21 protein-coding genes are annotated in these 22,322 nt (G+C 69.9%); 11 read left to right on the forward strand and 10 right to left on the reverse strand.

Annotation, left to right across the window (positions count from 1 at the left end; genetic code table 11):
* Nucleotides 1-107: 107 nt before the first annotated feature.
* On the reverse strand, nucleotides 108-533 hold the full coding sequence (locus tag ACWGI2_RS08485) for an SRPBCC family protein (RefSeq protein ID WP_453398859.1): 426 nt from the start codon (nucleotides 531-533) through the stop codon (nucleotides 108-110).
* Nucleotides 534-669: 136 nt separating this feature from the next.
* Nucleotides 670-1,422: a hypothetical protein gene (locus ACWGI2_RS08490; protein WP_453398858.1), complete on the reverse strand. Its 753-nt coding sequence runs from the start codon at nucleotides 1,420-1,422 to the stop codon at nucleotides 670-672.
* 216 nt (nucleotides 1,423-1,638) lie between these two features.
* On the opposite strand from ACWGI2_RS08490, the gene ACWGI2_RS08495 reads away from it, so the two are divergent.
* Nucleotides 1,639-3,684 (forward strand): SpoIIE family protein phosphatase, encoded by a 2,046-nt coding sequence (locus ACWGI2_RS08495; RefSeq protein WP_453694583.1) that lies wholly within the window; start codon nucleotides 1,639-1,641, stop codon nucleotides 3,682-3,684.
* 77 nt (nucleotides 3,685-3,761) lie between these two features.
* On the opposite strand, the gene ACWGI2_RS08500 is transcribed toward ACWGI2_RS08495, so the two are convergent.
* The 4 genes from ACWGI2_RS08500 to ACWGI2_RS08515 all read right to left on the reverse strand — a co-directional run bounded on the left by ACWGI2_RS08500 (nucleotide 3,762) and on the right by ACWGI2_RS08515 (nucleotide 9,772).
* Nucleotides 3,762-5,285, reverse strand: a complete 1,524-nt coding sequence (locus tag ACWGI2_RS08500) for a catalase (RefSeq protein WP_453694584.1) — start codon at nucleotides 5,283-5,285, stop codon at nucleotides 3,762-3,764.
* Between the two features lie 227 nt (nucleotides 5,286-5,512).
* Nucleotides 5,513-7,243 (reverse strand): thiamine pyrophosphate-dependent enzyme, encoded by a 1,731-nt coding sequence (locus tag ACWGI2_RS08505; protein ID WP_453398855.1) that lies wholly within the window; start codon nucleotides 7,241-7,243, stop codon nucleotides 5,513-5,515.
* Nucleotides 7,244-7,300: 57 nt separating this feature from the next.
* Nucleotides 7,301-8,884, reverse strand: coding sequence for an FMN-binding glutamate synthase family protein (locus ACWGI2_RS08510; RefSeq protein WP_453694585.1), 1,584 nt, complete (start codon nucleotides 8,882-8,884; stop codon nucleotides 7,301-7,303).
* 45 nt (nucleotides 8,885-8,929) lie between these two features.
* A complete protein-coding gene (locus ACWGI2_RS08515) occupies nucleotides 8,930-9,772 on the reverse strand; it encodes an alpha/beta fold hydrolase (protein ID WP_453694586.1) in 843 nt (280 codons plus the stop codon).
* 78 nt (nucleotides 9,773-9,850) lie between these two features.
* Here ACWGI2_RS08515 and ACWGI2_RS08520 point away from each other — a divergent pair, with 78 nt between their 5' ends.
* The 4 genes from ACWGI2_RS08520 to ACWGI2_RS08535 all read left to right on the forward strand — a co-directional run bounded on the left by ACWGI2_RS08520 (nucleotide 9,851) and on the right by ACWGI2_RS08535 (nucleotide 14,358).
* Nucleotides 9,851-10,459, forward strand: coding sequence for a sigma-70 family RNA polymerase sigma factor (locus ACWGI2_RS08520; protein ID WP_453694587.1), 609 nt, complete (start codon nucleotides 9,851-9,853; stop codon nucleotides 10,457-10,459).
* Nucleotides 10,456-11,553: a barstar family protein gene (locus ACWGI2_RS08525; protein WP_453694588.1), complete on the forward strand. Its 1,098-nt coding sequence runs from the start codon at nucleotides 10,456-10,458 to the stop codon at nucleotides 11,551-11,553. The genes ACWGI2_RS08520 and ACWGI2_RS08525 overlap by 4 nt, the downstream gene beginning before the upstream one ends.
* Before the next feature lie 84 nt (nucleotides 11,554-11,637).
* Entirely contained in the window at nucleotides 11,638-12,192 is a 555-nt protein-coding gene (locus ACWGI2_RS08530; protein ID WP_453694589.1) for a hypothetical protein, read from the forward strand.
* 363 nt (nucleotides 12,193-12,555) lie between these two features.
* Entirely contained in the window at nucleotides 12,556-14,358 is a 1,803-nt protein-coding gene (locus ACWGI2_RS08535) for an RICIN domain-containing protein (protein WP_453694590.1), read from the forward strand.
* Between the two features lie 56 nt (nucleotides 14,359-14,414).
* Here ACWGI2_RS08535 and ACWGI2_RS08540 read toward each other — a convergent pair whose 3' ends face one another.
* Nucleotides 14,415-15,269, reverse strand: coding sequence for a hypothetical protein (locus tag ACWGI2_RS08540; protein ID WP_453694591.1), 855 nt, complete (start codon nucleotides 15,267-15,269; stop codon nucleotides 14,415-14,417).
* Nucleotides 15,270-15,436: 167 nt separating this feature from the next.
* Here ACWGI2_RS08540 and ACWGI2_RS08545 point away from each other — a divergent pair, with 167 nt between their 5' ends.
* From ACWGI2_RS08545 to ACWGI2_RS08560, 4 genes are all read left to right on the forward strand, one after another.
* Nucleotides 15,437-15,967 carry a GNAT family N-acetyltransferase gene (locus ACWGI2_RS08545; protein ID WP_453694592.1) on the forward strand — a complete coding sequence of 177 codons (531 nt, stop codon included), beginning with the start codon at nucleotides 15,437-15,439 and terminating at the stop codon, nucleotides 15,965-15,967.
* 238 nt (nucleotides 15,968-16,205) lie between these two features.
* Nucleotides 16,206-16,934 (forward strand): SDR family NAD(P)-dependent oxidoreductase, encoded by a 729-nt coding sequence (locus ACWGI2_RS08550; RefSeq protein WP_453694593.1) that lies wholly within the window; start codon nucleotides 16,206-16,208, stop codon nucleotides 16,932-16,934.
* A 74-nt stretch (nucleotides 16,935-17,008) separates the two neighbouring features.
* Nucleotides 17,009-18,154, forward strand: coding sequence for a galactonate dehydratase (gene dgoD, locus ACWGI2_RS08555; protein WP_453694594.1), 1,146 nt, complete (start codon nucleotides 17,009-17,011; stop codon nucleotides 18,152-18,154).
* Nucleotides 18,155-18,215: 61 nt separating this feature from the next.
* Nucleotides 18,216-19,046, forward strand: a complete 831-nt coding sequence (locus ACWGI2_RS08560) for a helix-turn-helix domain-containing protein (RefSeq protein ID WP_453694595.1) — start codon at nucleotides 18,216-18,218, stop codon at nucleotides 19,044-19,046.
* Between the two features lie 171 nt (nucleotides 19,047-19,217).
* Here ACWGI2_RS08560 and ACWGI2_RS08565 read toward each other — a convergent pair whose 3' ends face one another.
* Nucleotides 19,218-19,670 carry an Lrp/AsnC family transcriptional regulator gene (locus tag ACWGI2_RS08565; protein ID WP_453398843.1) on the reverse strand — a complete coding sequence of 151 codons (453 nt, stop codon included), beginning with the start codon at nucleotides 19,668-19,670 and terminating at the stop codon, nucleotides 19,218-19,220.
* Between the two features lie 111 nt (nucleotides 19,671-19,781).
* On the opposite strand from ACWGI2_RS08565, the gene ACWGI2_RS08570 reads away from it, so the two are divergent.
* Nucleotides 19,782-20,402: a LysE family transporter gene (locus ACWGI2_RS08570; protein ID WP_160509436.1), complete on the forward strand. Its 621-nt coding sequence runs from the start codon at nucleotides 19,782-19,784 to the stop codon at nucleotides 20,400-20,402.
* Nucleotides 20,403-20,435: 33 nt separating this feature from the next.
* On the opposite strand, the gene ACWGI2_RS08575 is transcribed toward ACWGI2_RS08570, so the two are convergent.
* Nucleotides 20,436-20,993 (reverse strand): GNAT family N-acetyltransferase, encoded by a 558-nt coding sequence (locus ACWGI2_RS08575; RefSeq protein ID WP_453694596.1) that lies wholly within the window; start codon nucleotides 20,991-20,993, stop codon nucleotides 20,436-20,438.
* A 94-nt stretch (nucleotides 20,994-21,087) separates the two neighbouring features.
* Here ACWGI2_RS08575 and ACWGI2_RS08580 point away from each other — a divergent pair, with 94 nt between their 5' ends.
* On the forward strand, nucleotides 21,088-21,693 hold the full coding sequence (locus ACWGI2_RS08580) for a TetR/AcrR family transcriptional regulator (RefSeq protein ID WP_453694597.1): 606 nt from the start codon (nucleotides 21,088-21,090) through the stop codon (nucleotides 21,691-21,693).
* 26 nt (nucleotides 21,694-21,719) lie between these two features.
* Here the strand turns inward: ACWGI2_RS08580 and ACWGI2_RS08585 are convergent, their stop codons facing one another.
* The gene (locus ACWGI2_RS08585) at nucleotides 21,720-22,283 is read right to left on the reverse strand and encodes a M15 family metallopeptidase (RefSeq protein ID WP_453694598.1); all 564 of its coding nucleotides are present in this window, start codon (nucleotides 22,281-22,283) and stop codon (nucleotides 21,720-21,722) included.
* Nucleotides 22,284-22,322: the final 39 nt, after the last annotated feature.

Here is a 22,322-nt window from a genome sequence, read left to right on the forward strand (position 1 = left end):
CGTTCTGGCGCGCGGGGGGGCTGCGCCCGGGCCCCGCGGGGGGCGCGGGGCGCGCAGTGGGGGCTGCGGCCCCCCCCCGCCCTCTCGTCAGTGGCCCCGTCAGGGGGCTAGCCGGTTGCCGTCTTCTCGGCGAGCTTCTGGAACTCACCCAGGTCGTAATTGGCCAGGGTGGAGTCGAGATTGGTCAGAGCGCCGAGGTGTTCGACGAAGCCCTTGGGGTCGTACTCGACTTGGAGCGTCACTCGGCTCGTTGTGTCGCTGAGGCGGTGAAAGGTCACCACACCCGCGTGGTCCACCCCCTCGATGGTGTGCCAGGCGATCCGGTTCTCGGGCACCACCTCGGTGAGCTCGGCGACGAAGTTTTTCTCCGCACCGGGCAGTTCCAGCTGCCACGCGAAGCGTCGCTCGTCCATCGGCTCGACCAGCCGTACATGGCTGAGGAAGGAGGGCCAGCGGGCCACGTCGCTCCACAGCTGCCAGGCGACGGAAACCGGCGCCCGGACATCGACGGACTCGAGCAGGGACGCGGACATACGCACCTCTTTCTGCACGGGGAATGGCCACGGGTTCTCCGGGCCGGTGAGGCATGGAGCTCCGGTACCCCTCAAGGGACGCACCATGCGAGCCGAGGGACGCACCATGCGAGAACGTCACTCCGCCGATCAGACGTCACGCCTTCTGTGCGGACGCGGCAAGCTCCTTGAGGTCGACGGTCTCACCGGGCGCGGGCGCCTCGGGGCTGACCGCCTTGCCGTAGTCGCTGAAGGTGGCGGTGTTGGGTTCCTCGCCGCCCTTCGACGTCGTACGCAGGATGTACGGCTTGCCCTCGGTGGCCACGTACATCGTGAGGGTCTCGCCGCCGGAGGTCTTCTTCGTCAGCCGGATCGTCTCGGCTCCGTCGACGTCCGTCGTCGAGCCCTTCTTCATGCCCTTGCGCTCCGACTTGTCCTTGTCCATCGAAGCCATGAGCGCCTTCTTGTCGCACAGGCTCTTCGACGTCGCGTCGTCGGCGGGGGCCTTCACCCACTTGTCGGCCACCTTCGGCACGATCTTGTCGCTGCCGGCCTGACCCTTGAGGGCCTTCTGCCAGTACTTCTCGTCGCCCCGCAGGTAGAACGTCCCCTTCGCGTTGCGGACGTCCGCCGACGTGCCCTCCGCCCGGATGCTGCCGTCACAGTTCTTGCTGTTGTCCACCGACAGGTCGACGGTCATCGTGGAACCCGCCGATTGCTGCACGGTTCCCTTCATGTGCATCGAGTCGGCCTGCTCTGTCGCCTTGACCGCGTCAGCCGCAATCTGATCGGCGCTCTTGCCCGCGAACGGCTGCTCGGGCTTGTCGTCCGATGCGTCGCCACCGCAACCGGCCAGAGCCACTAACGCCGCTCCGGCGACCGCGGCCGCCATGGTTCTGCTGCCCCTCACCACGTCTGCTCCTCCCTGAAGGCGCGTCCACGCCCTCCCGTCGTCTTCCGCGGCAGTCGGGCCGCGGAACACCCGGTTACCCCGTTGCCGCGATGGATCACCGGAAGGCTGATGTCCACTTTCCGCGACGGCTGTGGGCGGGTGGGCCGGAGCGCTACGGCCGCGCGCCCGGGACTCCTGGCGCTTATGGTGACCGAGCGGCATATGGAGACAGCCATGACGTCAGCCAAGAAGTCACCCATCGACCTGGAACAGTGCCTGCTCCTGACCGGCATGGGCAGTTTCGACTGGGACCTGGAGACCGGTGGGCTCGGGCTCGGCGCCGGCGCCCTCGCGGTGCTCGGCCTGCGACCCGACGAGTTCCACGGCCGGGTCACCTCATTGCGGGGACGCGTGCCCCCGGAGGAGGCCGTCCGCATCAGCTTCGCCGTCACGGAGGCGGACACCACGGGCGTGGACCTCTACGGCGTCTACTTCCGTGTCCGCCACCGCGACGGCTCGGTGCACCTCACGCACGTCCGTGGGCGCATCCTGCGCGACGACGCGGGCCGGGCCGTGCGCGCCGTCGGCATCGTGCGGACCGCCTCGGACGACGGGGCCCAGCTCGCGGCGACCGACCCCAGGGAGGAGCGCAGGCAGGGCGTCGCCCTGATGGTGCAGGGCACCACGCAGGCCCTCTCCCGGGCCGTCACCGTCGACGACGTGGTGGCCGTGCTTTCCGGCGCGAGCGGCCTCGACCGGTTCGCCGCCGACGGCCTGGTCCTCGGCCTGGTCGAGGGCGAGAACCTGAAGCTGATCGCCCTGGTGGGCCAGACGATGCAGGCCCTCGACGAACTCAAGCTGCACAAGGTCGACGAATCGCTGCCGCTCGCCGAGGCCGTCGTGACCCGCCAGCCCCGCTTCGTGGGCTCGCTGCCCGACCTCGGTCGGCGCTTCACCCGCCTGCGGCCCTACATCGAGCACATGCAGCTCGACTCGGCGGCGTTCCTGCCTCTGGTCGCGCAGGACCGCGCCATCGGGGGACTCGCGCTCTTCTACCGCGGCCGGAAGGATTTCACCGACGCCGACCGCAACCTCTGCATCGGGCTTTCCGGCATCGTCGCCCAGTCGCTGCAGCGCGCCATGCTGTTCGACGAGGAACGCGACCTCGCCAAGAGTCTCCAGGCCACGATGTTGCCGCGCGGTATCCCCGACGTCGCGGACTCCGAGGTCGCCGTGCGCTATCACGCCGCCTGGGGCGGTCGCGACGTCGGAGGCGATTTCTACGACGTCATCACCCTGCCCCGCGGACGCATCGGCGTGGTCGTCGGCGACGTACAGGGACACGACACCCACGCCGCGGCCATCATGGGGCAGCTTCGCATCGCCCTGCGGGCCTTCGCCGGTGAGGGGCACCCGCCCGCGACGGTCCTCTCGCGCGCCTCCCGCTTCCTGGCCGAGCTGGACACCGAGCGCTTCGCCACCTGCACCTATGCCCAGTTCGACCCCGCCACCGGCATCGTGCGCGCGGTGCGGGCCGGACATCTGCCGCCTCTCGTGCGGCATGTGGACGGGCGCGTGGGCGTGCCACGGGTCCGGGGCGGGCTGCCGCTGGGCCTCGCCACCGAGTTCGGCATGGAGGACTATCCCGAGGTGCGGCTCGACGTGGTGCCGGGCGAGACCATGGTGCTGTGCACGGACGGGCTCGTGGAGGACGCAAGCCTCGATCTCGACACCGGCATCCAGAACCTCGCCCAGGAGTTGTCCGCGGGACCCGAGAGCGCGGAGGACCTGGCGGACCACCTCTCGCGCGCGCTGTGGAAGAGGTGGGGCAGCAGCGACGACGTGGCGCTCCTGGTCCTGCGCAGGCTCCCCGACCCCGGCACGCTCCAGGAGCCGCGCATCCACCGGTACGTCCACCAGGCCGACCCCGAAGGACTCGCCGACGCGCGCGCGGCGCTACGGGGGCACCTCGCGGCGTGGGGTCTTGGAGCGGTCGCCGACGACGTCGAAGTGGCCGCGGGCGAACTGCTCGTCAACTCCCTGGTCCACACCGAAGGGGGCGCCATCCTCACGCTCGAGGTGCTCACGGGCCCGCCTCGCCGTGTCCGCCTCTGGGTGAAGGACCGCTCAAGCACCCGCCCCCGCAAGAGGTCCCCGGTGGAGACCGCCACCTCCGGCCGTGGCCTGCTCCTGGTGGAGGCGGTCGCCTCGCGCTGGGGCATCGAGCCGCGAGGTGAGGGCAAGGCCGTCTGGTGCGACTTCGCGGTGCCGGAGGAGTGAGGGCCCGGCGCCACACATGCGCGTCGGCCGCTGCCCCCACAGGCAGCGGCCGACGCGTGTGGGTCGGTCAGGGTCGGTCAGGCCTTGTCCTGCATGCTGCTGCGGGCCGGGTTGGCCTGCTGCGCGGCCTTGGGGTCCTTCTCGTTCGCCTTGGCGCGCACGCCCTGCTCGATGCGCTGGCCGATGGACTTGTCGATGTTCGACCAGTACTCGAAGGCCCTGACGAGCACGGGTTCGCTCACTCCGTTGAGCAGGTGCCCCACGACGTTGTCCACGAGGCGGTCGCGCGCGGCGTCGTCCAGGACCTCGCGCACCATGGTGCCCGGCTGGCCCCAGTCGTCGTCCTCGGCGTGGTCGACGTAGGCGGCGCGGGTGATGTCACCGTCCGCGTACCAGCTGGGCGGGGAGCCGTAGCGGTCCGTGTCGGCGGCCGGGCCGCCCTTGGAGTTCGGTGCGTAGACCGGGTCGGTGACCTTGCGGTAGGCCATCGCCCCGTCCTTGGAGTACGAGTGCAGCGGCACGATCGGGGCGTTGACCGGGAGCTGCTGGTAGTTGCCGCCGATGCGGTGGCGGTGTGCGTCGGCGTAGGAGAACAGCCTCGCGAGGAGCATGCGGTCGGGGCTCGGGCCGATGCCGGGGACCAGGTTGTTCGGCTGGAAGGCCGCCTGCTCGATCTCGGCGTGGTTGTCCGTGGGGTTGCGGTCCAGGGTCATCTTGCCGACCTCGACCAGGGGGTAGTCACCGTGCGGCCAGACCTTGGTCAGGTCGAACGGGTTGAAGCGGTAGGTGGCCGCGTCCTCGTACGGCATGAGCTGCACGTACAGGGTCCAGCTGGGGTACTCCCCGTCCCGGATGTGCTCGAAGAGATCACGGGTGTGGTAGTCCGTGTCGGCCGCGGCCATCTGGTCGGCCTCGTGCTGCGTGAAGTGCTCGACGCCCTGGTCGGTCTTGAAGTGGTACTTCACCCAGAACCGCTCGCCCTGCGTGTTGATCCACATGTAGGTGTGCGAGGTGTAGCCGTTCATGTGGCGCCAGGTGCGCGGGATGCCCCGGTCGCCCATCAGCCACGTGACCTGGTGGGCGGACTCGGGCGAGAGGGTCCAGAAGTCCCACTGCATGTCGTGGTCGCGGAGGTTGTTGTCCGCCCGGCGTTTCTGGGACCGGATGAAGTGCTGGAACTTCATCGGGTCCTTCACGAAGAAGACCGGGGTGTTGTTCCCCACCATGTCGTAGTTGCCCTCGGTGGTGTAGAACTTCACCGCGAATCCGCGCGGGTCGCGCCAGGTGTCCGGGCTCCCGCGCTCGCCGGCGACGGTGGAGAACCTGATCACCAGGTCGGTGCGCGTGCCCGGCTGGAAGAGGGCGGCCTTCGTGTAGGAACTGACGTCTCCGGTGACTTCGAAGTGACCGAAGGCGCCGCTGCCTTTGGCGTGCGGCTGCCGCTCAGGAATCCGCTCCCGGTTGAACTGCGCCATCTGTTCGATCAGATAGGAGTCCTGGAGCAGGATGGGGCCACCGGCGCCGACGGTGAGCGAGTGCTCATCGCTTTCGACCGGAACGCCGGCGTCCGTGGTGGTCGCCTTACCTGTGACGTCGCTCATGAGGTACGAGTGCCTTTCGGTGGGTGTCTGTGGCGTGGCGGATTCGGCGGCGTACTCGCGTCGAGTCCATCTTGCGGCTTTTCCCTCGTTATGGCCATTTATTCCACAACGGTCCTCCAGGCTGAGGGCCGAGCTCTCCGTGGTGCTCTCCTTGGGTGGGTCTATCGCTGGACCGTGTCCGAGTGCCCGACTTGGCGCCGCCAATACGTGACGAATGCTTCCGTTTCTCAGTGGCCGCCGGGGCTCGTGAGGTTCTCGCGGACCTTGGCGATGGCGAACCCCCAGCCCTGCTGGACGGTCGGCTTGCCCGGCACGGCGATCTCCTCGGGGTTGGTGAGGACGTCCAGGAGGACAGGCCCCGGCGTGGCGAAGGCCCGGCCGACACCCTCCGCGAGTTCCTCGGCCCGGTTCACCCGGATACCGGTGATGCCGAGGGCCTCGGCGACCGCCGCGAAGTCCGGGTTGTCGAGTTCGGTGCCGAACTCCGGAAGCCCCGCCTCCTCCTGCTCCAGCTTCACCATCCCGAGCCGCTGGTTGTCGAAGACCACGAGCTTCACCGGCAGCCGCCGGCTGCGGATGGTCATGAGGTCGCCGAGCAACATCCCGAGACCGCCGTCGCCGCAGAAGGCGACGACCTGCCGGTCGGGGTCGAGGAGCTGCGCGCCGATCGCCTGCGGCATCGCGTTGGCCATCGAACCGAGGTTGTACGAGCCGAGCAGGCGACGGGAGCCGCGCATCTCCACGAAGCGCGAGAGCCACACGGTGGCCATGCCGGTGTCCGAGGTGAACACGGCGTCGTCGGCCGCCAGGGCGTCCACCGCCGCGGCCAGGGCTTCCGGACGTACCAGATGGTCCCGGTTGTCGAGGGCGGAGCGCACCTTGCCGATCAGCCCCTTGTCGTGACCGGGCGCGGCAAGCCGCTGCTGTCCCTGCTGCCACTTGGTGAACTTCTCCCGCGCCTCGTCCAGGTGTTCGCGTTCCGGGCGCCGCTCCAGGCGCTCCAGGAGCCCGCGCACGGTGGGGCCGACATCGGCGGCGAGGGCCACGTCGACCGGGACACGCCTGCCGATGTGCTCGGCGACCCGATCGACCTGGACGACCTTCTTGCCCTGGGGGTACCAGTCCCGGTACGGAAAGTCCGTGCCGAGCAGCAGCAGAGTGTCGGCATGGTCCATCGCGTGCGCGGCGGCCGGATTGCCGATCAGCCCTGTCTGGCCGACCTGGTAGGGGTTGTCGCCCTCGAAGCCTTCCTTCGCCTTGAGCGTGAGCACCATGGGCGCCGCCAACCGCTCCGCGAGGGCCAGGACGTCCTCGCGGGCGCCGCGCGCTCCGCGGCCGACCAGCATGGTGACTTTGCCGCCGTCGAAGAGGGCGGCGGCCGCCTCGTCGAGCACCGGATCGTCGGGCCGGTTCGCGGACTGCGCGACGGACAGCCGGGCCGCCCGGTCGTTCGGCAGCTCCTTGTCGCCGATGTCGCCGGGGACCGTCAGTACGGCCACACCGCGGCGCCCGATCGCGTTGCGTACGGCGATCTCCAGCAGGCCTGGCATCTGCTCGGGGGAGGTGACGGTGGCACGGAAGACGGCGACATCGCGGAAGAGGAGGTCGTTGTCGACCTCCTGGAAGTAGTCGGTGCCCACCTCCGAGAGCGGCACCTGTCCGGCGATGGCGAGCACCGGGGTGCCGCTCTTGGCGGCGTCGTACAGACCGTTGAGCAGGTGTACGGAGCCCGGGCCCACGGTGCCCATGCAGACACCGAGGGTGTCGGTGAGCTGTGACTGGGCGCCGGCGGCGAAGGAGGCGGCCTCCTCGTGGCGGCAGCCCACCCATTCGACGGACTTGCTGTCGCGGATGGCGTCGGTGAAGGGGTTCAGGGCGTCCCCGACGACGCCGAAGACATGGCGCACGCCGAGTTCTTCCAGGGCGTCGATCACCACGCGCGAGACGGTGCGGGTCATCAGGTGTTCCTCTCTTTTTCGATCGGCAGACAGGGATGGCGGCAGGGGGTGCGGTCGTCAGGCGGCGAAGGTGTCCGGATCCGCCGCCCGCCAGTCGGCGGCCCAGCTCGCGGGCGGTGCGGTGAGCAGTTCGCCGGGGGAGAGCCACTCGTACAGCTCGGCGTAGGACCGGAACTCGCCGTGGTCCTCGCGGCGTCGCAGGAGATGCGGGCCCAGTTCCGTGGTGTCGCGGACGCCCATCGCGGCCATGATCTGAAGGGCGCTGTGGACTGTGGCCTGTTGGTAGCGCGTGACGCGCGCGGCCTTGTCGACGACGTCGAGAGCACGCGCACGGTGCGGGTCCTGGGTGGTGACGCCGGTCGGGCAGCGGTTGGTGTGACAGCGCTGGGCCTGGATGCAGCCGACGGCGAACATCATCGCGCGGGCCGCGTTGGTGTAGTCGGCGCCCAGGAGGAGGCGCTTGACGATGTCGGAGCCCGTCGCCACCTTGCCGCTGGCGCCGAGGCGGATCCTCTCCCGCAGGCCCGTGCCCGTCAGGGCGCTGTGCACGGTGAAGAGGCCTTCGGTGAGCGGCATGCCGAGGTGGTCGGCGAATTCCAGCGGCGCCGCACCCGTGCCGCCCTCCGCACCGTCCACGACGATGAAGTCCGGGGTGATCTCCTCCGCAGCCATGGCTTTGCACACGGCGAGGAACTGGGTCCGGGACCCGGGGCACAGCTTGAAGCCCACCGGCTTGCCGTCCGCAAGCTCCCGCATCCGGGCGAGGAATTGGACGAGTTCGCGAGGGGTGGAGAAGACGCGGTGGTACGGCGGCGAGACGACGGTCTCGCCTTCGGGCACGCCCCGTACCGAAGCGATCTCGGCGTTGACCTTGCTGCCGGGCAGGACACCACCGATCCCCGGTTTCGCGCCCTGCGACAGCTTGAGCGACACACAGCGCACGGAAGGGTGGGCGGCCTTCTCGGCGAACTGCCGTGCGTCGAAATCCCCGTCACGGGTGCGGCAGCCGAAGTAGCCGGTGCCGATCTCCCAGACGAGGTCGCCGCCGGGCCGCAGGTGGTGCGTGGACAGACCGCCCTCGCCGGTGTCGTGTGCGAAACCGCCGCGTGCCGCACCCGTGTTCAGGGCCACGATGGCGTTGGAGGAGAGCGAGCCGAAGCTCATCGCCGAGACGTTGAGGAGAGCCATGTCGTACGGGGCGGTGCAGTCGGGGCCGCCGATCCGTACGCGGGGCGGCTCGTCGGGCACGCCCGCCGGTGCCATGGACGGCACGAGGAACTCGTAGCCGCGGGCGTCCATGTCCAGCTCGCTGCCGAACGGTTCCTCGGCGGCGACCCCCTTGGCCCGTTCGTAGACGATGCTGCGGGTGTCGCGGTCGTAGGGCCTGCCGTCGTAGTCGCGCTCCACGAAGTACTGCTGAAGCTCCGGGCGCAGCGTCTCCATGAGGAACCGCAGATGGCCGAGCACGGGATAGTTCCGCAGCACGGAGTGCCGCCCTTGCACCAGGTCGTACGTGCCCGTCAGCGCCACGGCCAGGAAGGGGGCCGCGGCCAGCCACCACCAGGGGGATGCCAGGAGGGCGAGCAGCACACCGCTCACTGCGCAGGCCGTCAACAGGCCGACCACCACGAAACGCGTCATGCACCACGTGTGACCTGATTCGAGCTGGTCACACGTGGGAGGCCGCTACCCCAGGAACGCCGCCGTGGTCGCCACGAACCGCTCGGCGTCGTCGAGCCAGGGATAGTGCCCCGATGCCGACTGCACGACGAACGTCGCGTCGTGGAACAGCGCCGCGAACTCGGCGACCGCCTGCGGAGGGCTGTTCATGTCGAACTCTCCGGTGAGCAGCAGCACCGGCATCCGACAGCTCGCGAGCCCCGCGCGAGTGGCCTCCGGGTCGAAGGCGCCCGCTGCCGCGAAGCCGGTGACGGCTTCCATGTTGACCGGCTGACTTGTGGAGTGGTGGTGCTGCGCGGCGGCGTCCCACCGGCCGTGGAAGAAGGGGCTGATGGCCTCCCAGTCCGTGCCGGTGCCGTTCGTGATCGCCTCCAGGGCGGCGAACGCCGACGGGAACCACGGCTCGCCCTTCCGTGACAGCGCGAGCTCACGTCGCATCTCACCAGGGACGTCGATGCCGACGGCTCGGGTGCCGGGGCCGATCAGGGCGAGCTTGTTGACGTTCCCGGGGTACCGGGCCGCGTACTGCGTCGCGACGTTCGCGCCGCCGGAGTGGCCGAGCAGGTCCATCCGGTGGAGCCCGAGGTGCGCGCGCAGGGCCTCGACGTCCTCGACGAGGCGGTCGCACCGGTAGGAGGCGGGATCTTCGGGAACCGCGGACCGGCCGGTGCCGCGGGTGTCCAGGACGATGAGCTGCCGGTGCGCGGACAGACCACCGAGGTCGCCGAGGTAGCGGGAGCCGGCGGGACCGCCGGGGATGCAGATGACAGGGTCGCCGTCTTGGCGTACGTCGCTTCCCTGTACGTGGTAGGCGAGCTGGGTTCCGTCAGGCGCGAAGTAGGTGGGCATGAGACGGATCCTGGCAGTAATAACCAAGTTATACAACCCGGTTATGCGGGGGAGGGTGCTGACCTGTATAACCGACCCATGGCAGGTGGAGAAGACGCACACGAGGGCTCCGGGGCGCTGACCGAGGGGCAGGCCGAGCGGATGCTTGCCGGCATGAACGAGGTGATTCGCGCGGGTGAGGAGATGCGGAAGCTGCGCGCGGAGATGATCAAGCTGTTCTTCGAACTCGGCTGGACGCAGGACAAGATCGCCGAGCTCGCGGACATGAGTCAGCCCGCCGTGTCCAAGCAAGTGGCGAAGTACAGGACGGGCGACCGGCCGCCGCCGATGGAGCTCCACCTCGACCAGCGAGATCTTCCCTGGCTCGAAGGGCGCCTGTGGGGCCTTGCCGAGGTCGTCTCCGAGACCCTGGACGAGAGTGCCCACTGCACCCGCTACGTGAATGCCCTCGGCCGGGGAAAGAAGCGCTTCACTCCCCAGAGCATCGACGAGCTGCGACGACTCCTGGAAGAGGACTTGAGAGAGCATCACGCACAACTCCCGGGCGCTCACCGGAAGGCGTACGACGAGATCAGCCGCCACCTCGACATCCCCGCGAGGACCACCGCCACGGGCTCGGCGTCCGTACGTCGCGCTCTGGCCCATGCCATCCAGCGCGACCGGCTCGGAAGCCTGGGCCAGACATGATGCCCGACGTGCAAAAGGGCAGTGAGTCTCGCGGGTACGGGCGGTACACGCTGACAGAGACCGAGCATGACCGCCCATGGGGCGTTTGTGCCGCGGTGGACGGACTTTTCGGGGAGCCCCGGCGCGGGACCTACGAACTGTTCGGGTGGGCCCCGGAGGGCGGCGAGGCGCGGGGCTGGGTCGGCAGCCGGGTGTGGCTGGTGCCTGACGACGAGGGACTGGATCCCTGGCTGTTGGAAGACGCGGAGAGCCTGGGGCGACTCCCCGGCACGGACAGCCTCGTACTCACAGGTCTGGACGACTGCGAAGGGCCACCCGAGGGTTATCGGGGCCCCGTCCGCGTGCATGACGAGTCCCGGTGGCTGGGCACCTGCCGGGAATTCGCACTCGTTCTGCCGCCCGAGCAAGCGGCGCCCCCGCTCGTCCTGCGGGGGCTCGCCCAAAGCGATCGGCTGCGAGCGGCTCTGAGGAGGGGCACCCGGCGGGCGCTGGACCTGGAAGAGGCCGCCCTGGAAATGCACGATGACCAGGGCGAGTTGCTCACCGATCGGCTGCTGTGGCCCCAAGTCAGAGCCTGGCACCCCTCCTCCCACGGGACGAACCTGATCGACCTGGAGCTCGACGCGGGGCACTTCACGCCCGTTCCTGAATACGCCCGGCCCATGTGGGAGCGGTGGTTCGCCGGGCCACCGGACACCCTGGGCACCTGGGCCGCCCTCGACACCCGGCGTCGCGAGGCCTGGCTCGAACTCGTACGGGAGCGAGGCTGCCGACGCCCGCACGCTGACCGGCCGGCCGGTCACGCCTACGAACTCGACGGCAGGCACGTCACCGACCAACCGGGCCTCTACCTGGCGCTCGGCGAGGCGGTGAACGGGCCGGGCGGCTACTTCGGCGGCTGCCTGGCAGCCCTCGACGACTGCCTGCACGGCACCTTCGGCTACACCGCCCCAGCAACTCTTCTCTGGCGGGACGCCGCGACCGCACGCGAGAACCTGTCCCGGCGCCTGACACCGGGCGGCCTGCCCTGCGACCTGTTCGCCGCAGTACTCGATGTTCTGACCGAGGGCGGCATGCAGGTCACTTTGGCGTGACCCTCGGCCCGCCGCCACGGATCACTTTATTCCCCCGGGCAAAAGGGGAGGCGACCGTAACGGCCGGCGGGGGAGACTGGGGGCGTGCTGATCATGGATGCCGTGTTGGAGGCCTACGAGGCCAAGGGCTTTGCTCTGTGGCCCGTTTCCGGCCTTCCCGAAGACCGACTTCTGAGGCTGTCCGGTGACCTGTCGTCACGTCAGGTCGGCACGGCCATGGCGGTCTTGGTCAGCTACAACAAGGGGCCTCGCAAGCGCGGGGAGCGCCACGCCGAGGACGGCATGGAGCGCGTGCGCCGTCTGTTGGCAGCTGAGTGTGTCGTCGCTCCCGGCGGTCTGAGGATCCGGGACACCGTCACCGGGGTTACGGTCTCTCCCGGATGCTGCTTCGGACTGGAGAACTGGCGGGACTGGCTCGGCCTGTTGAAGGGCGAAGAGCCTTGGCTCGGCCATGATCCCGAACCGCGCGCCGAGCACGCGGGGGACATCATCCGACTCCGGCCTGATGCCGCCCGCCACGAGGAGCTCCACATCGACATCCCCCGGGCGGAGTTGGGGGAACTCCTCGGCTCCGTCCAGGACGACCTCGCGGGCTTCCTGAAGGCCGATTTCGAAAGCGGGTGCGAGTACCGCAGGTAACGCCAGCGTTCCTCTCTCTTCCCGAATGGAAGTCACTCGAACTTCTTGTTTCCCGTGAGTCGGCTGTGCCAAGGTGAGCTTCCTCGCGCCGAGGCAATGATCAGACCCGCCTTTCCTGTTCGAGATTCGTGTCGCCGACCCAAAAGGTCGTCAGTCGGCCGTATTCGGACGGTCCTGCGGTTTGCTGATCCATTTTCCCGTCTCGGTGAGCCTTAGGTATGCACCAATCAGGCGCCCCTTTTCGGTGGGTGTGTTTTCCGTGCGCCGTCTTTCGGCTTGGAAGGAAAAGGTTCTGTGCAATCCCCCCACCCCCCACGCCCGACCCACCCCCCTCGTCCCGGTGCGGACTCCGAAGAGTCCGACATGAACCTCGCCGCCCGACTGCGAGGCCGTTCGGAGGGGGAGTCGGACCAGCCCGTCGCCCTCCTGCTCGCGCGGCACTGGCGGGCGACGTACGACTACTCCGCCATCTGCCTTGCCAGTTGGTCGAGTTCGGCCTCGATGGTCGCCACGGCGTCCTTCCATCAGATGCTCGGACACCTGGCGAGCGGCGAGCCGGGCGGCGCGCTGCGTCCGTATCTCCTGGTGACCGTCCGGGAGACGGTCAGGGGGTGGGCCGTCGACGAGCGTATATCCGCCTTCATGCCGGAACTCCGCAAACCCACCGGTGGCCGCGGTATGCGGGCGGCAACCTCCATGACAGCCGAAAAGCGGCGACTCGCCGCACGCTCCTTCTGGGCGCTTCCCGGAGTTGCCCAGTGTCTGCTGTGGCACACCGCGGTCGAGGCCGAGCACATATCCATACCCGCTGGTTTGTCAGGCTTGAGCGCCGACCTCGCTGCCGACGCGCTCGTGCAGGCGCGTGAGCAATTCCGGGCAGGCATCGTTCGCGGTCACCGTGAACTCGCGCCGACCAAGGAATGCCCCCTCTACAACCGAATCCTCGACGCCACGATTCGCCGTGGTGGCACCCTGCTGCCCGATGTGCAGGAGCATCTGGCGTCGTGCCGCCACTGCAGTGACGTCGCCGACCAACTCGGCCATGTGGAGGGCGAGTTGGGCACTCTCCTCGCCGAAGCGGTACTCGGCTGGGGAGCCCGTCGCTACCTGGAGTCGCGGCCGGGGCGCGGGGGCGCCGCGAAGCGTGGCGGCGTAACCCCCGGACGCGGCGGCAGGCACGCGGGCAGTGGCGGACGCCATCGTCCGCCGCCCCCCGCCCCCAGGCCGTCCCGCATCCTCCTGCCGGGCGGCACGCTCGCGTCGGCGCGCACGCACTCCACGGCGTTGCGCACGGGAGCGGCGCTGGGAGCGGCGGCCCTGCTCGCCACCGTCCTCGTCATCACTCTCTCGTCGGGGGACGGCAGCGACGGTGGCGGGGCGGTGCCCCCGGCAGGAGCAGGGGGAATGACCGGCATGACGGGAAGCCGCGACGACCGCCCGAGCGCGGATCCCGATGAGCCGTCCGCCGGCGCTTCCGCGCCCACGTCCGCGCCCACGTCCGCGGGGCACCCCGGCGGGTCCGACCAGGGCAGACTCCGCAATGCGGCGGCGGACCTGTGCCTCGACGTCCGGGGCAAACTGAAGCCCGGCGCCGAGGCGAAGCTGGCGAAGTGCTCGGCCGCGGCGAGCCAGCAGTGGTCGTACGACAAGAACGGACTGCTCAGCAGCGTCACTCGTCCTCAACTCTGCCTCGACTCCCACCGCGCCGACGGTGTGATCGTCATCGGTGCGTGTGCGGCACCTTCGGCCGCGCGCGCCGACGAGGTGCGCTACGACCTGACCGTGCTGGGGGAGTTGCTGCCGCGATGGCACGAAGGTCTCGCGGTCGCGCCTGCCTCGTCGCGCAAGGGCGCGGATGTCGTGGCCAAGGTCCGTGACGGATCTCCGGAGCAGCGATGGATGCTCGACTCCTCGACGGCCACCCCGAATTCCCGGTCGATCAAAGGGAGGGGCGAGCCCTCCTTGAAGGCCGGCAAGGGCGCGCCGCGCGGGCATGACCATGACGAAGGGAGGGGCGACGGAGAGAGGGGAAACGACGCGAAGGGCAAGGAGAAGGGCAAGGACAAGGGCAAGGGCAAGGACCGACGGTCCGCGCCGGTCTCGCCCCAGCGCGCCGAGGTGGCAGAGCGGCATGCGGAGCGGTACGCCGAAGCCGCCGGCCCATGAATTTCGACTGGGTTGAGATAGATCTGCCTCGGGAACTTCGAGACCCGCGAACGTCCTCATCCCTGGCCGGTGCCGTACAACGTGCTGCCCACCTCCCGGGCGAGGTGCGCGGTCCACCGGATGGTGTCGTCTCGATCCGCAATGCCCGCGACACCTGTGACCGCGACGAGCACGCCGCCGACGCGGACGTGAGCCGTGTACTCGGTGCGGACATCGCCCTCGTACTTGATTTCGTGGATCTCCAAGTACGCCTCGTCGCCGAGCCCTTCCAGCGGTTCCACGGAGTACCCCTCGCCCGCCGTGCCCGCCTCCATGTCGGAGGAGAAGGACCGGCAGTGTCGCCGGATGTCCTGCTCGAGGCGCATGTAGTCGCGGGCCGAGGCCACGGGCAGCGACGCGAGCCACTGCACGGCCACCGCTTCCCCCTCGTTGCCGATGACGCGCTGCGTGTGGGCCGCCGCCTCCGTGCCGCGGTAGGTGGCCGTGCCGAGCCAGGCCGGGGTCTCGTCCCCGTTGAGGCAGTACTGCCAACGCCCCTTCCGCTGCTGAAGGGTGCTCTCGAAGGCCATCGTGAACTCGTCGCCGCCCGTCAGATGCCGGCCGAATGTGGAGCCGGGCAGGATCGCCTTCTTCAACTCTTCGCCGGTGAAGACCCGTTGGGGACCTGCGACGGCGTCGCGGCCGGGCGCGGTCGCAGGGCCGGTGGGCGGCAGGATCTCCGGGGTGGGGGTCTGCTGCGTACGTGAGGGGGAGGGGGGAGGGGAGGAGCGCGAGGAGTGTGGGGATCCGGACTGGGATGTCTTGCTCTTCCCTTGCTGGGTCTGGTTCGCCTCGTTGCCGCAGCCCGCCAGCGCCGGGATCACCACCAAGGCCGCTGCCGCCAGCATCGGCACCGCTCGCCGTCCGTTCACCGATTCCCCCCAAGTCAGCCGATCATCGGCCGCGTCAACCTAGCCGAGAGCCACAGCGAGGGCCAGGGGTTTCCACTGGTCAGCCGTGTGTGACCGTGTGAGCGTGTGACTGCGGCAGAATTCGGCGTAGAGACATGCACGGCGCCGATGACTGACACACTGCAACGATGATCGACTTTCTTCCTGATGGTCTGACGGCGCGACATCTGGTCGAGGAAGACCATCCGCGGGTGCTCGGCGTGCTGGACGCGTGGTGGGGCGGCCTGAAAGGGCCCGCAGGGGCGCTGGAGCGCTCGCTGCTCCTGCCCAGGCTCTACTTCCAGCACTTCACCACCACCAGCTTCCTGGTCGAACGCGACGGGGCGGAGGCCGACGGGGGACAGGTCGCGGCCTTCCTGGTCGGCTTTCTGTCGCAGACCGAACCCGACGTCGCCTACGTGCACTTCGTCGGCGTCGATCCCGACCTGCACGGGCAAGGCATCGGACGAGCCCTGTACCGAGCCTTCTTCGCCCTCGCCCGCTCGCACGGCCGCCGATACGTGCACTGCATCACCAGCCCGCAGAACACCGCGTCGCAGTCCTTCCACACCCGGCTCGGTTTCACGGCGTCCGGCGTGAAAACGGACTACGACGGCCCCGGCCTCGACCGGGTGGCCTTCACGATCGACCTCGCCGCACACCCGAACCATCCCGTGTGAGCGTGATGCCTGCGGGCGCTGACCCGGTCGGCCGAGAGGGGGTATTGGCGGCGAGGTGTCCGGTGGTGGTTAATGGCGTGGGTGGGTCGTCTGCTGCCGTGTGTGCCGGTGCGAGGGGCGGGAGTTGCCTGTGAGTGCTGAGTCGTCAGGGTCGTCGGGGTCGTTGGGTTCCTCGGGGGCGGCCGGATCCGTCAGTGGCGCGGCTGCGGGCTCCAGTCGGCGGTTCGTCGGTCGTTGCGTGGTCGTGAGCGGGGGAGCCCAAGGCATCGGCGCGGCGACCGCGCGGCGGCTCGCGGGTGAAGGGGCCGGGGTGGTGATCGCCGATGTGGATGCCGAGGAGGGCGAGCGCACCGCACGTTCCATCCGTGAGGGCGGCGGGCATGCGGTCTTCGAGGCGTGTGACGTGGCGGAGGAAGAGTCCTGGGCGCGGGCGGTGGCGGCCGCCCGCGCCCGCTTCGGCCCGGTTTCCGGCCTGCTCAGCAATGCCTACACGGTGCGCGGCGGCGCGGCCGACGCCATCGAACCGGCGGACTGGAACCGGCAGTTGGCCGTGATGCTGACCGGCGCGTTCCTCGGCGTACGGGCCTGCCTGGACGACCTGCGTGCCACGCGCGGCGCGGTCGTCCTGGTCTCGTCGGTGCACGCAGTCATGGGACTGCCCGGACGTCCCGCCTACGCGGCGGCGAAGGCGGGCCTGACCGGTCTCGCACGCCAGCTCGCGGTGGAGTACGCACCCGGCGTGCGGGTCAACGCGCTCCTGCCGGGTCCCATCCTGACCCGGGCCTGGGACACGATCGGCGCGGACGACCGGGCGCGCAGCATCGAGCAGACCCCGGCGGGGCGCCTCGGCCGCCCGGACGAGGTCGCGGCGAGCGCGGCGTTCCTCCTGAGCGACGAGGCGTCCTTCGTCACCGGGGCCAGTCTCGTCGTCGACGGTGGATGGAGCGTGTTCAAGACGTCCGCCTGAGCCAACGCCCTCCTGTCCTGCCCCTCCTGCCCCGCCCCTCCGCCATCTGCCCAGCCGCCCAAGGAGGTTCACCGATGAAGATCACCCGTATCGAGACGTTCGCCGTCCCGCCCCGCTGGCTCCTGTGCCGCGTGGAGACCGACGAGGGACTGGTCGGATGGGGCGAGCCGGTGGTCGAGGGGCGCGCGGCCACCGTACGTACGGCCGTCGGCGAGCTGGCCGAACTTCTGCTCGGCAAGGACCCGTCGGGCATCGAGGACCACTGGCAGGTGATGACGAAGGGGTCCTTCTACCGGGGCGGTCCTGTCCTCTCCAGCGCGGTGGCCGGACTCGACCAGGCGCTGTGGGACATCGCGGGCAAGCGGCTCGGCGTGCCGGCGCACGTGCTGCTGGGCGGCCCGGTCCGCGAGCGGGTACGCGCCTACAGCTGGGTGGGCGGTGACAGCCCCGCCGACATCACCGAGCAGGTGACGGCCCAGGTCGAGGCGGGCTTCACCGCGGTGAAGATGAACGCGAGCGGCCGCATGAACCGCCTTGCCACCGTCGCCGACATCGACGAGATCGTCACCCGTGCCGCGGCGGCCCGCGAAGTCCTGGGCCCCGCACGGGACTTCGCGCTGGACTTCCACGGACGCTTCCACGCCGCGAACGCCCGGCGGTTGCTGCCTCACCTGGCCCCGCTCGCGCCCATGTTCGTAGAGGAACCGCTCCTGCCGGAGTACGGCCACCTGCTGCCCGCCCTGGTCGCCTCCTCACCCGTGCCGATCGCCACCGGCGAGCGCCTGTACTCACGGCAGGACGTGCTGCTTGCCCTCCAGGCCGGTATCGCGGTCCTGCAGCCCGACCTGTCCCACGCGGGCGGCATCTCGGAGGTCCGCCGCATCGCCTCCCTGGCCGAGACCTTCGACTCCCTCATCGCCCCGCACTGCCCGCTGGGCCCCGTGTCGCTGGCCGCCAGCCTCCAGATCGCCGTCAGCGTCCCCAACTTCCTCATCCAGGAACAGTCGATCGGCATCCACTACAACACCGGCGCAGACGTCCTGTCCTACCTCGCCGACACCGAGGTGTTCCGCTTCCATCAGGGTCATCTCCTGCGCCCGACCGGACCGGGGCTCGGCATCGAGATCGACGAGGCGGCGGTGCGCGCGGCCGACGACAGCGAGGCCGACTGGCACAACCCGGTGTGGCGGCACGAGGACGGCTCGTTCGCCGAGTGGTGAGGGCCGTAGCGGAGGAGGGAGGCGGGGGCGTCGCCGCGGGCGAGCCGGTAGCTTTGAAGGCGTGGACTCGGTTCTGTACGAAGGTGACGGCCTGCGCGGGTGGGAGGTCGCGTGCCCGCGCCGCGCGGCGCCGCTCGAGGGCGTGGTGGTGGCGGGATTCCGTGACCGGGCGGCGACCGGGCTCGACATGCGGGTCATCCCTCAGCCGCTCGTGACGGTCGTCATCGAGCTCGGCGACGGAGCCCTGGCCGTCGAGAACACCGCAGGCAACCGGGAGTTGAGGAGTCTCGCCGCCGGTCTCGCGCCGGGGGAGGCGCGCATCCGCGCGGAGCACGTGGACTGCGTAGAGGTACGCATGTCCCCGGTGAGCGCCTACTCGCTCCTCGGCGTCTCGCCCACCGACCTGGACGGCGGCGTGTTCGGCCTGGAGGAACTGTGGGGGCGCCATGAGCCCCGGCTCCGCGAGCAGTTGACCAGCGCCAGGGAGTGGGATGACCGCTTCGCGCTGATGGACGCGTTCCTGGCACGCCGGCACGCGTCGGCACCGTCGATGGATCCGGAGGTCGTCGCCAGCTGGGAGCGCATCGTGTCGCGCCGGGGCCAGGTGCGGGTCGGCGACCTGGCGGTGTCGTGCGGATGGAGCCGCAAGCGGCTGTGGTCGAGGTTCACCGCCCAGGTGGGCCTGACGCCCAAGCGCGCCGCGATGCTCGTACGCTTCGACCGTGCCGTCCGAGGCCTTTCGGCGGGCCACGGCGCCGCCGAGGTCGCCGTGGCGTGCGGATACGCCGACCAGTCCCACCTGCATCGCGACGTAGCGGCCTTCGCGGGCTGTACGCCGGGTGCGCTGGGGCCGCCGCCGGACATCCACACGGCAGACGCCGGTCACCTGTGACGGCGATCAGCGGGGAACATTCGTCCAAGACGTGACGCGCCGCCACCGGTGAGGGTGGGGCCATGCAGAGCCATGCCGAACACACCTCGCCGAACGCACCGGCCCTGGTGCTGATTCACGGATATGCCGCCCCAACGGCCTGGTGGAACCCGCTGGTTCTGTTGCTGGCGTTCACAGGGGCAGCGCGCGCTCGTTCACCACGTGCTTCATGACGAGCGTGGAGCTCAGGCGCTGCACGCCGGGCAGGGTCGCCAGCTTGTCGTCGTACAGCCGCTGGAAGGCGGGCAGGTCCTTGCTGAGGATGCGTACGAGATAGTCGGGATCACCGAAGAGGCGCTCGGCCTGAAGGATCTCGGGGATCTCGGTGAGGGCGTGCTCGAAGGCGGAGACGGTGTCGCGGTCCTCCTGGCGCATGGTGACGAAGACGAGCGCCTCGAAGCTCAGACCCACGGCGCGCGCGTCCAGGATCGCGCGGTAGCCGCGGATGGCTCCGCTGCGTTCGAGTTCGCGCAGCCTGCGGTGACAGGGGGAGAGGCTCAGCCGTACGCGGGCCGCCAGTTCCGTGACCGTCAGACGGCCGTCTTCCTGGAGCTCGGCAAGGATCTTCCGGTCCACATCATCCATGAGGAAGATTCTGCCACTGCGGCTGCCTCGGCTGGCAATACTTGGAAACACCTTTGGCCAATTCGGAACTAATCTCCTACTCAGAACCTGTTTGAGAGGGAGAAGTACGTCGTGGCTGTCAGCTCCATCACCGCCTTCTGGGCGGTCTCAGTCCTGCTCATCCTCGTGCCGGGGGCGGACTGGGCCTATGCGATCAACGCCGGGCTCCGCGATCGGTCCGTGGTACCGGCCGTCAGTGGCCTTCTGCTCGGCTACGTCGCGCTGACCGCCGTGGTCGCCGCCGGGGTGGCGGCTGTGGTGGCGCGGACGCCGTCCGTGCTCACCGCCCTGACCGTTCTCGGTGCCGTCTACCTCGTGTGGCTCGGCGCCACGACGCTCGCCCGGCCCGCCGTCGCCGGGACGGGACCGCAGGAGGGCGACAGTGAAGCGGCGGGGTCCCGGGTCCTCAAGGGGGTGGGGATAAGCGGCCTCAACCCCAAGGCCCTCCTGCTCTTCCTGGCCCTGCTGCCGCAGTTCACCGCCCCGCACGGCAGTTGGCCACTGGCGGCCCAGATCGGCACGCTCGGCCTGGTCCACACGCTCAGCTGCGCCGCGATCTACCTGTGCGTGGGCGTACTGGCGCGCACCATCCTGCGTGCACGCCCGAAGGCCGCGCGCGCCGTCACCCGCGTCTCGGGCGCCGCCATGATCCTGATCGGCGTGCTCCTCCTCGCGGAACGACTCGCGGCCTGAGGGGCATGCGTCACGCGGTCCGCGGCGCGTGCGTCACGCCGCGGCCTGCTCGCCCCGCCACTCGTGCGCGAGCAGGGACCAGATCTCCATGTCGTGGCGGACGCCTTTGTAGAGCGATTGCTCGCGCAGGGTGCCGTCCAGGTGCATGCCCATGCGCTGGGCGACGGCTCGGCTGCGGGTGTTCCCGGCGCTGTTCCACCACTCGACGCGGTGCATACCGCGCTCGCCGAACGCGTACGCGATCAAGTGCCGTACCGAGGCGCTGATCAGGCCGTGGCCCTCACCCGCGGGCTCGGCCCACACGCCGATCTCGCAGTTGCCCCTCTCGGCGTCGAAATGCACGAACATCACGCCACCGATCAGGATGCCGTCCCGCCAGATCCCGTAGATCCGCCCGGCGTCGGCGGCCTGCTTGTCCGCGAAGTTCTGGAGGGTGGCGCGGGCGGATTCCAGGTCGGTGGAGCGCGAGGCCCAGGGGATCCACGGGTCGGTGTTGGTGCGGGCCCGGTCGATGTGGGCCAGGAACTCGGCGTCCTGCCAGGGCTCCAGCATGCGGAGCTCGGCATTCTCGGTCAGCGATATGGCGTACATGGCTGGTCCTATGCGGTTGTCCGGCTGGGCGCGCGGGTGTCGTGGCAGCACGCACCAGGTACGTAACGAACGTTGGGTATGTACTCTAACGGCTATGACACCGCCGGCCCGTACAGACCATGACGCCCGCAGGACCGAGGTCTCCCAGGCGGTGTGGCGAGTCCTTGCCGCCCACGGCTTCGGCGGCCTCACCTTGCGCGCCGTCGCCGCGGAGATGGGGGCCACCACCGGCCTGCTCACGCATTACTTCCCCAGCAAGCGCGCGCTGCTGAGACACGCCCTCGAAGTACTCGACCGGCGCTCGGCCGAACGCCCGCGCCCGGCGGCCGCGCGGGCCGGGGCGGCCTCCGGTCTGGTGATGCTGCGGGCGACGCTGCTCGACATCCTCCCGCTGGACGCGGAGAGCGCCGCGAGCAACCGCATCTGGGTGGCCTCCTGGGACGTGGCGCTCGCCGATCCGGAGCTGGCCGAGGAGCACGCCGAGCGCTACCGCCGGGCGCGCGAGCGCATGGCCGGGCACATCGCGCAAGCCCAGGAGCTGGGCGAACTGCCGCCCGGCCAAAGGGCCGACGACACCGCGGCGGCCGCCCAGAGCTTTGTACTCGGCCTGGTCGTCCAGGCGCTGTTCGCACCTCAGGAGTTCCCCGCCGAGCGGCAGATCGCGATGGTCGACGCCTATTTGGCGCGACTAGGTTCGTAGCGCCGGGCGCGCGACGTGGGAGCTCGTCACCGCCGCATCCTCGGGTCCTGTGTGGGGTCGGCATACAGGGGCGGGCAGCCTTGACCGATGGCTTCGGGGCGCAGTTCGTAGTGCCAGGACTCGTTCCTGTAGATCTGGCACAGCCCGTGGTCGGCACCGTGCTCGGACAGCCACGCCGTGGCGTCGGAGCGCCCGACGTCGATCGCGTCCCCCGACACGTGAGGAGAGGTGTCCGGCGTGGCCACCCATCGGGCGGCTTCCTCTTTCGAGCCGTACTTGGAGACGGCCTCGCGAAGCAGCTGGTCCTGGTACTCCGGGGAACGCCAGCCACTGTTGACGTAGAACGTGACCTCGTCGTCCGCGGCTTCCTCCGCGGCCCGGCGGAGGGCATCGAGCAGATCGGGGTCGAGGTTGGCCACGGCCGGGACTTCGTCATCGAAGACGGTCACCCCGTCGGAGACGACGCCACCCGCCTCGCCCTGCGCACCGGGGCGGTTGCCGTGACGGCTGTCGCTGGGGGAGGCGGCCGGGGAGGATTTCGCCGTCGAAGAGGGTGAGGGCGCCGATGACTGGCAACCGATGACGCCCATGAGTGTCGTGCTGACGACTGCCAGGGCGGCGAGGGTGGT

The organism is Streptomyces sp. NPDC054866, from assembly GCF_053610745.1.

Bases quoted from the DNA above. Each gene is read 5' to 3' on its own strand.
- ACWGI2_RS08585 (WP_453694598.1), bottom strand. From the start codon at position 22,283: ATGGGCGTCATCGGTTGCCAGTCATCGGCGCCCTCACCCTCTTCGACG.
- ACWGI2_RS08500 (WP_453694584.1), bottom strand. From the start codon at position 5,285: ATGAGCGACGTCACAGGTAAGGCGACCACCACGGACGCCGGCGTTCCG.
- ACWGI2_RS08505 (WP_453398855.1), bottom strand. From the start codon at position 7,243: ATGACCCGCACCGTCTCGCGCGTGGTGATCGACGCCCTGGAAGAACTC.
- ACWGI2_RS08575 (WP_453694596.1), bottom strand. From the start codon at position 20,993: ATGTACGCCATATCGCTGACCGAGAATGCCGAGCTCCGCATGCTGGAG.
- ACWGI2_RS08535 (WP_453694590.1), top strand. From the start codon at position 12,556: ATGAACCTCGCCGCCCGACTGCGAGGCCGTTCGGAGGGGGAGTCGGAC.
- ACWGI2_RS08485 (WP_453398859.1), bottom strand. From the start codon at position 533: ATGTCCGCGTCCCTGCTCGAGTCCGTCGATGTCCGGGCGCCGGTTTCC.
- ACWGI2_RS08580 (WP_453694597.1), top strand. From the start codon at position 21,088: ATGACACCGCCGGCCCGTACAGACCATGACGCCCGCAGGACCGAGGTC.
- dgoD (WP_453694594.1), top strand. From the start codon at position 17,009: ATGAAGATCACCCGTATCGAGACGTTCGCCGTCCCGCCCCGCTGGCTC.
- ACWGI2_RS08515 (WP_453694586.1), bottom strand. From the start codon at position 9,772: ATGCCCACCTACTTCGCGCCTGACGGAACCCAGCTCGCCTACCACGTA.
- ACWGI2_RS08565 (WP_453398843.1), bottom strand. From the start codon at position 19,670: ATGGATGATGTGGACCGGAAGATCCTTGCCGAGCTCCAGGAAGACGGC.
- ACWGI2_RS08545 (WP_453694592.1), top strand. From the start codon at position 15,437: ATGATCGACTTTCTTCCTGATGGTCTGACGGCGCGACATCTGGTCGAG.
- ACWGI2_RS08525 (WP_453694588.1), top strand. From the start codon at position 10,456: ATGATGCCCGACGTGCAAAAGGGCAGTGAGTCTCGCGGGTACGGGCGG.
- ACWGI2_RS08495 (WP_453694583.1), top strand. From the start codon at position 1,639: ATGACGTCAGCCAAGAAGTCACCCATCGACCTGGAACAGTGCCTGCTC.
- ACWGI2_RS08510 (WP_453694585.1), bottom strand. From the start codon at position 8,884: ATGACGCGTTTCGTGGTGGTCGGCCTGTTGACGGCCTGCGCAGTGAGC.
- ACWGI2_RS08520 (WP_453694587.1), top strand. From the start codon at position 9,851: ATGGCAGGTGGAGAAGACGCACACGAGGGCTCCGGGGCGCTGACCGAG.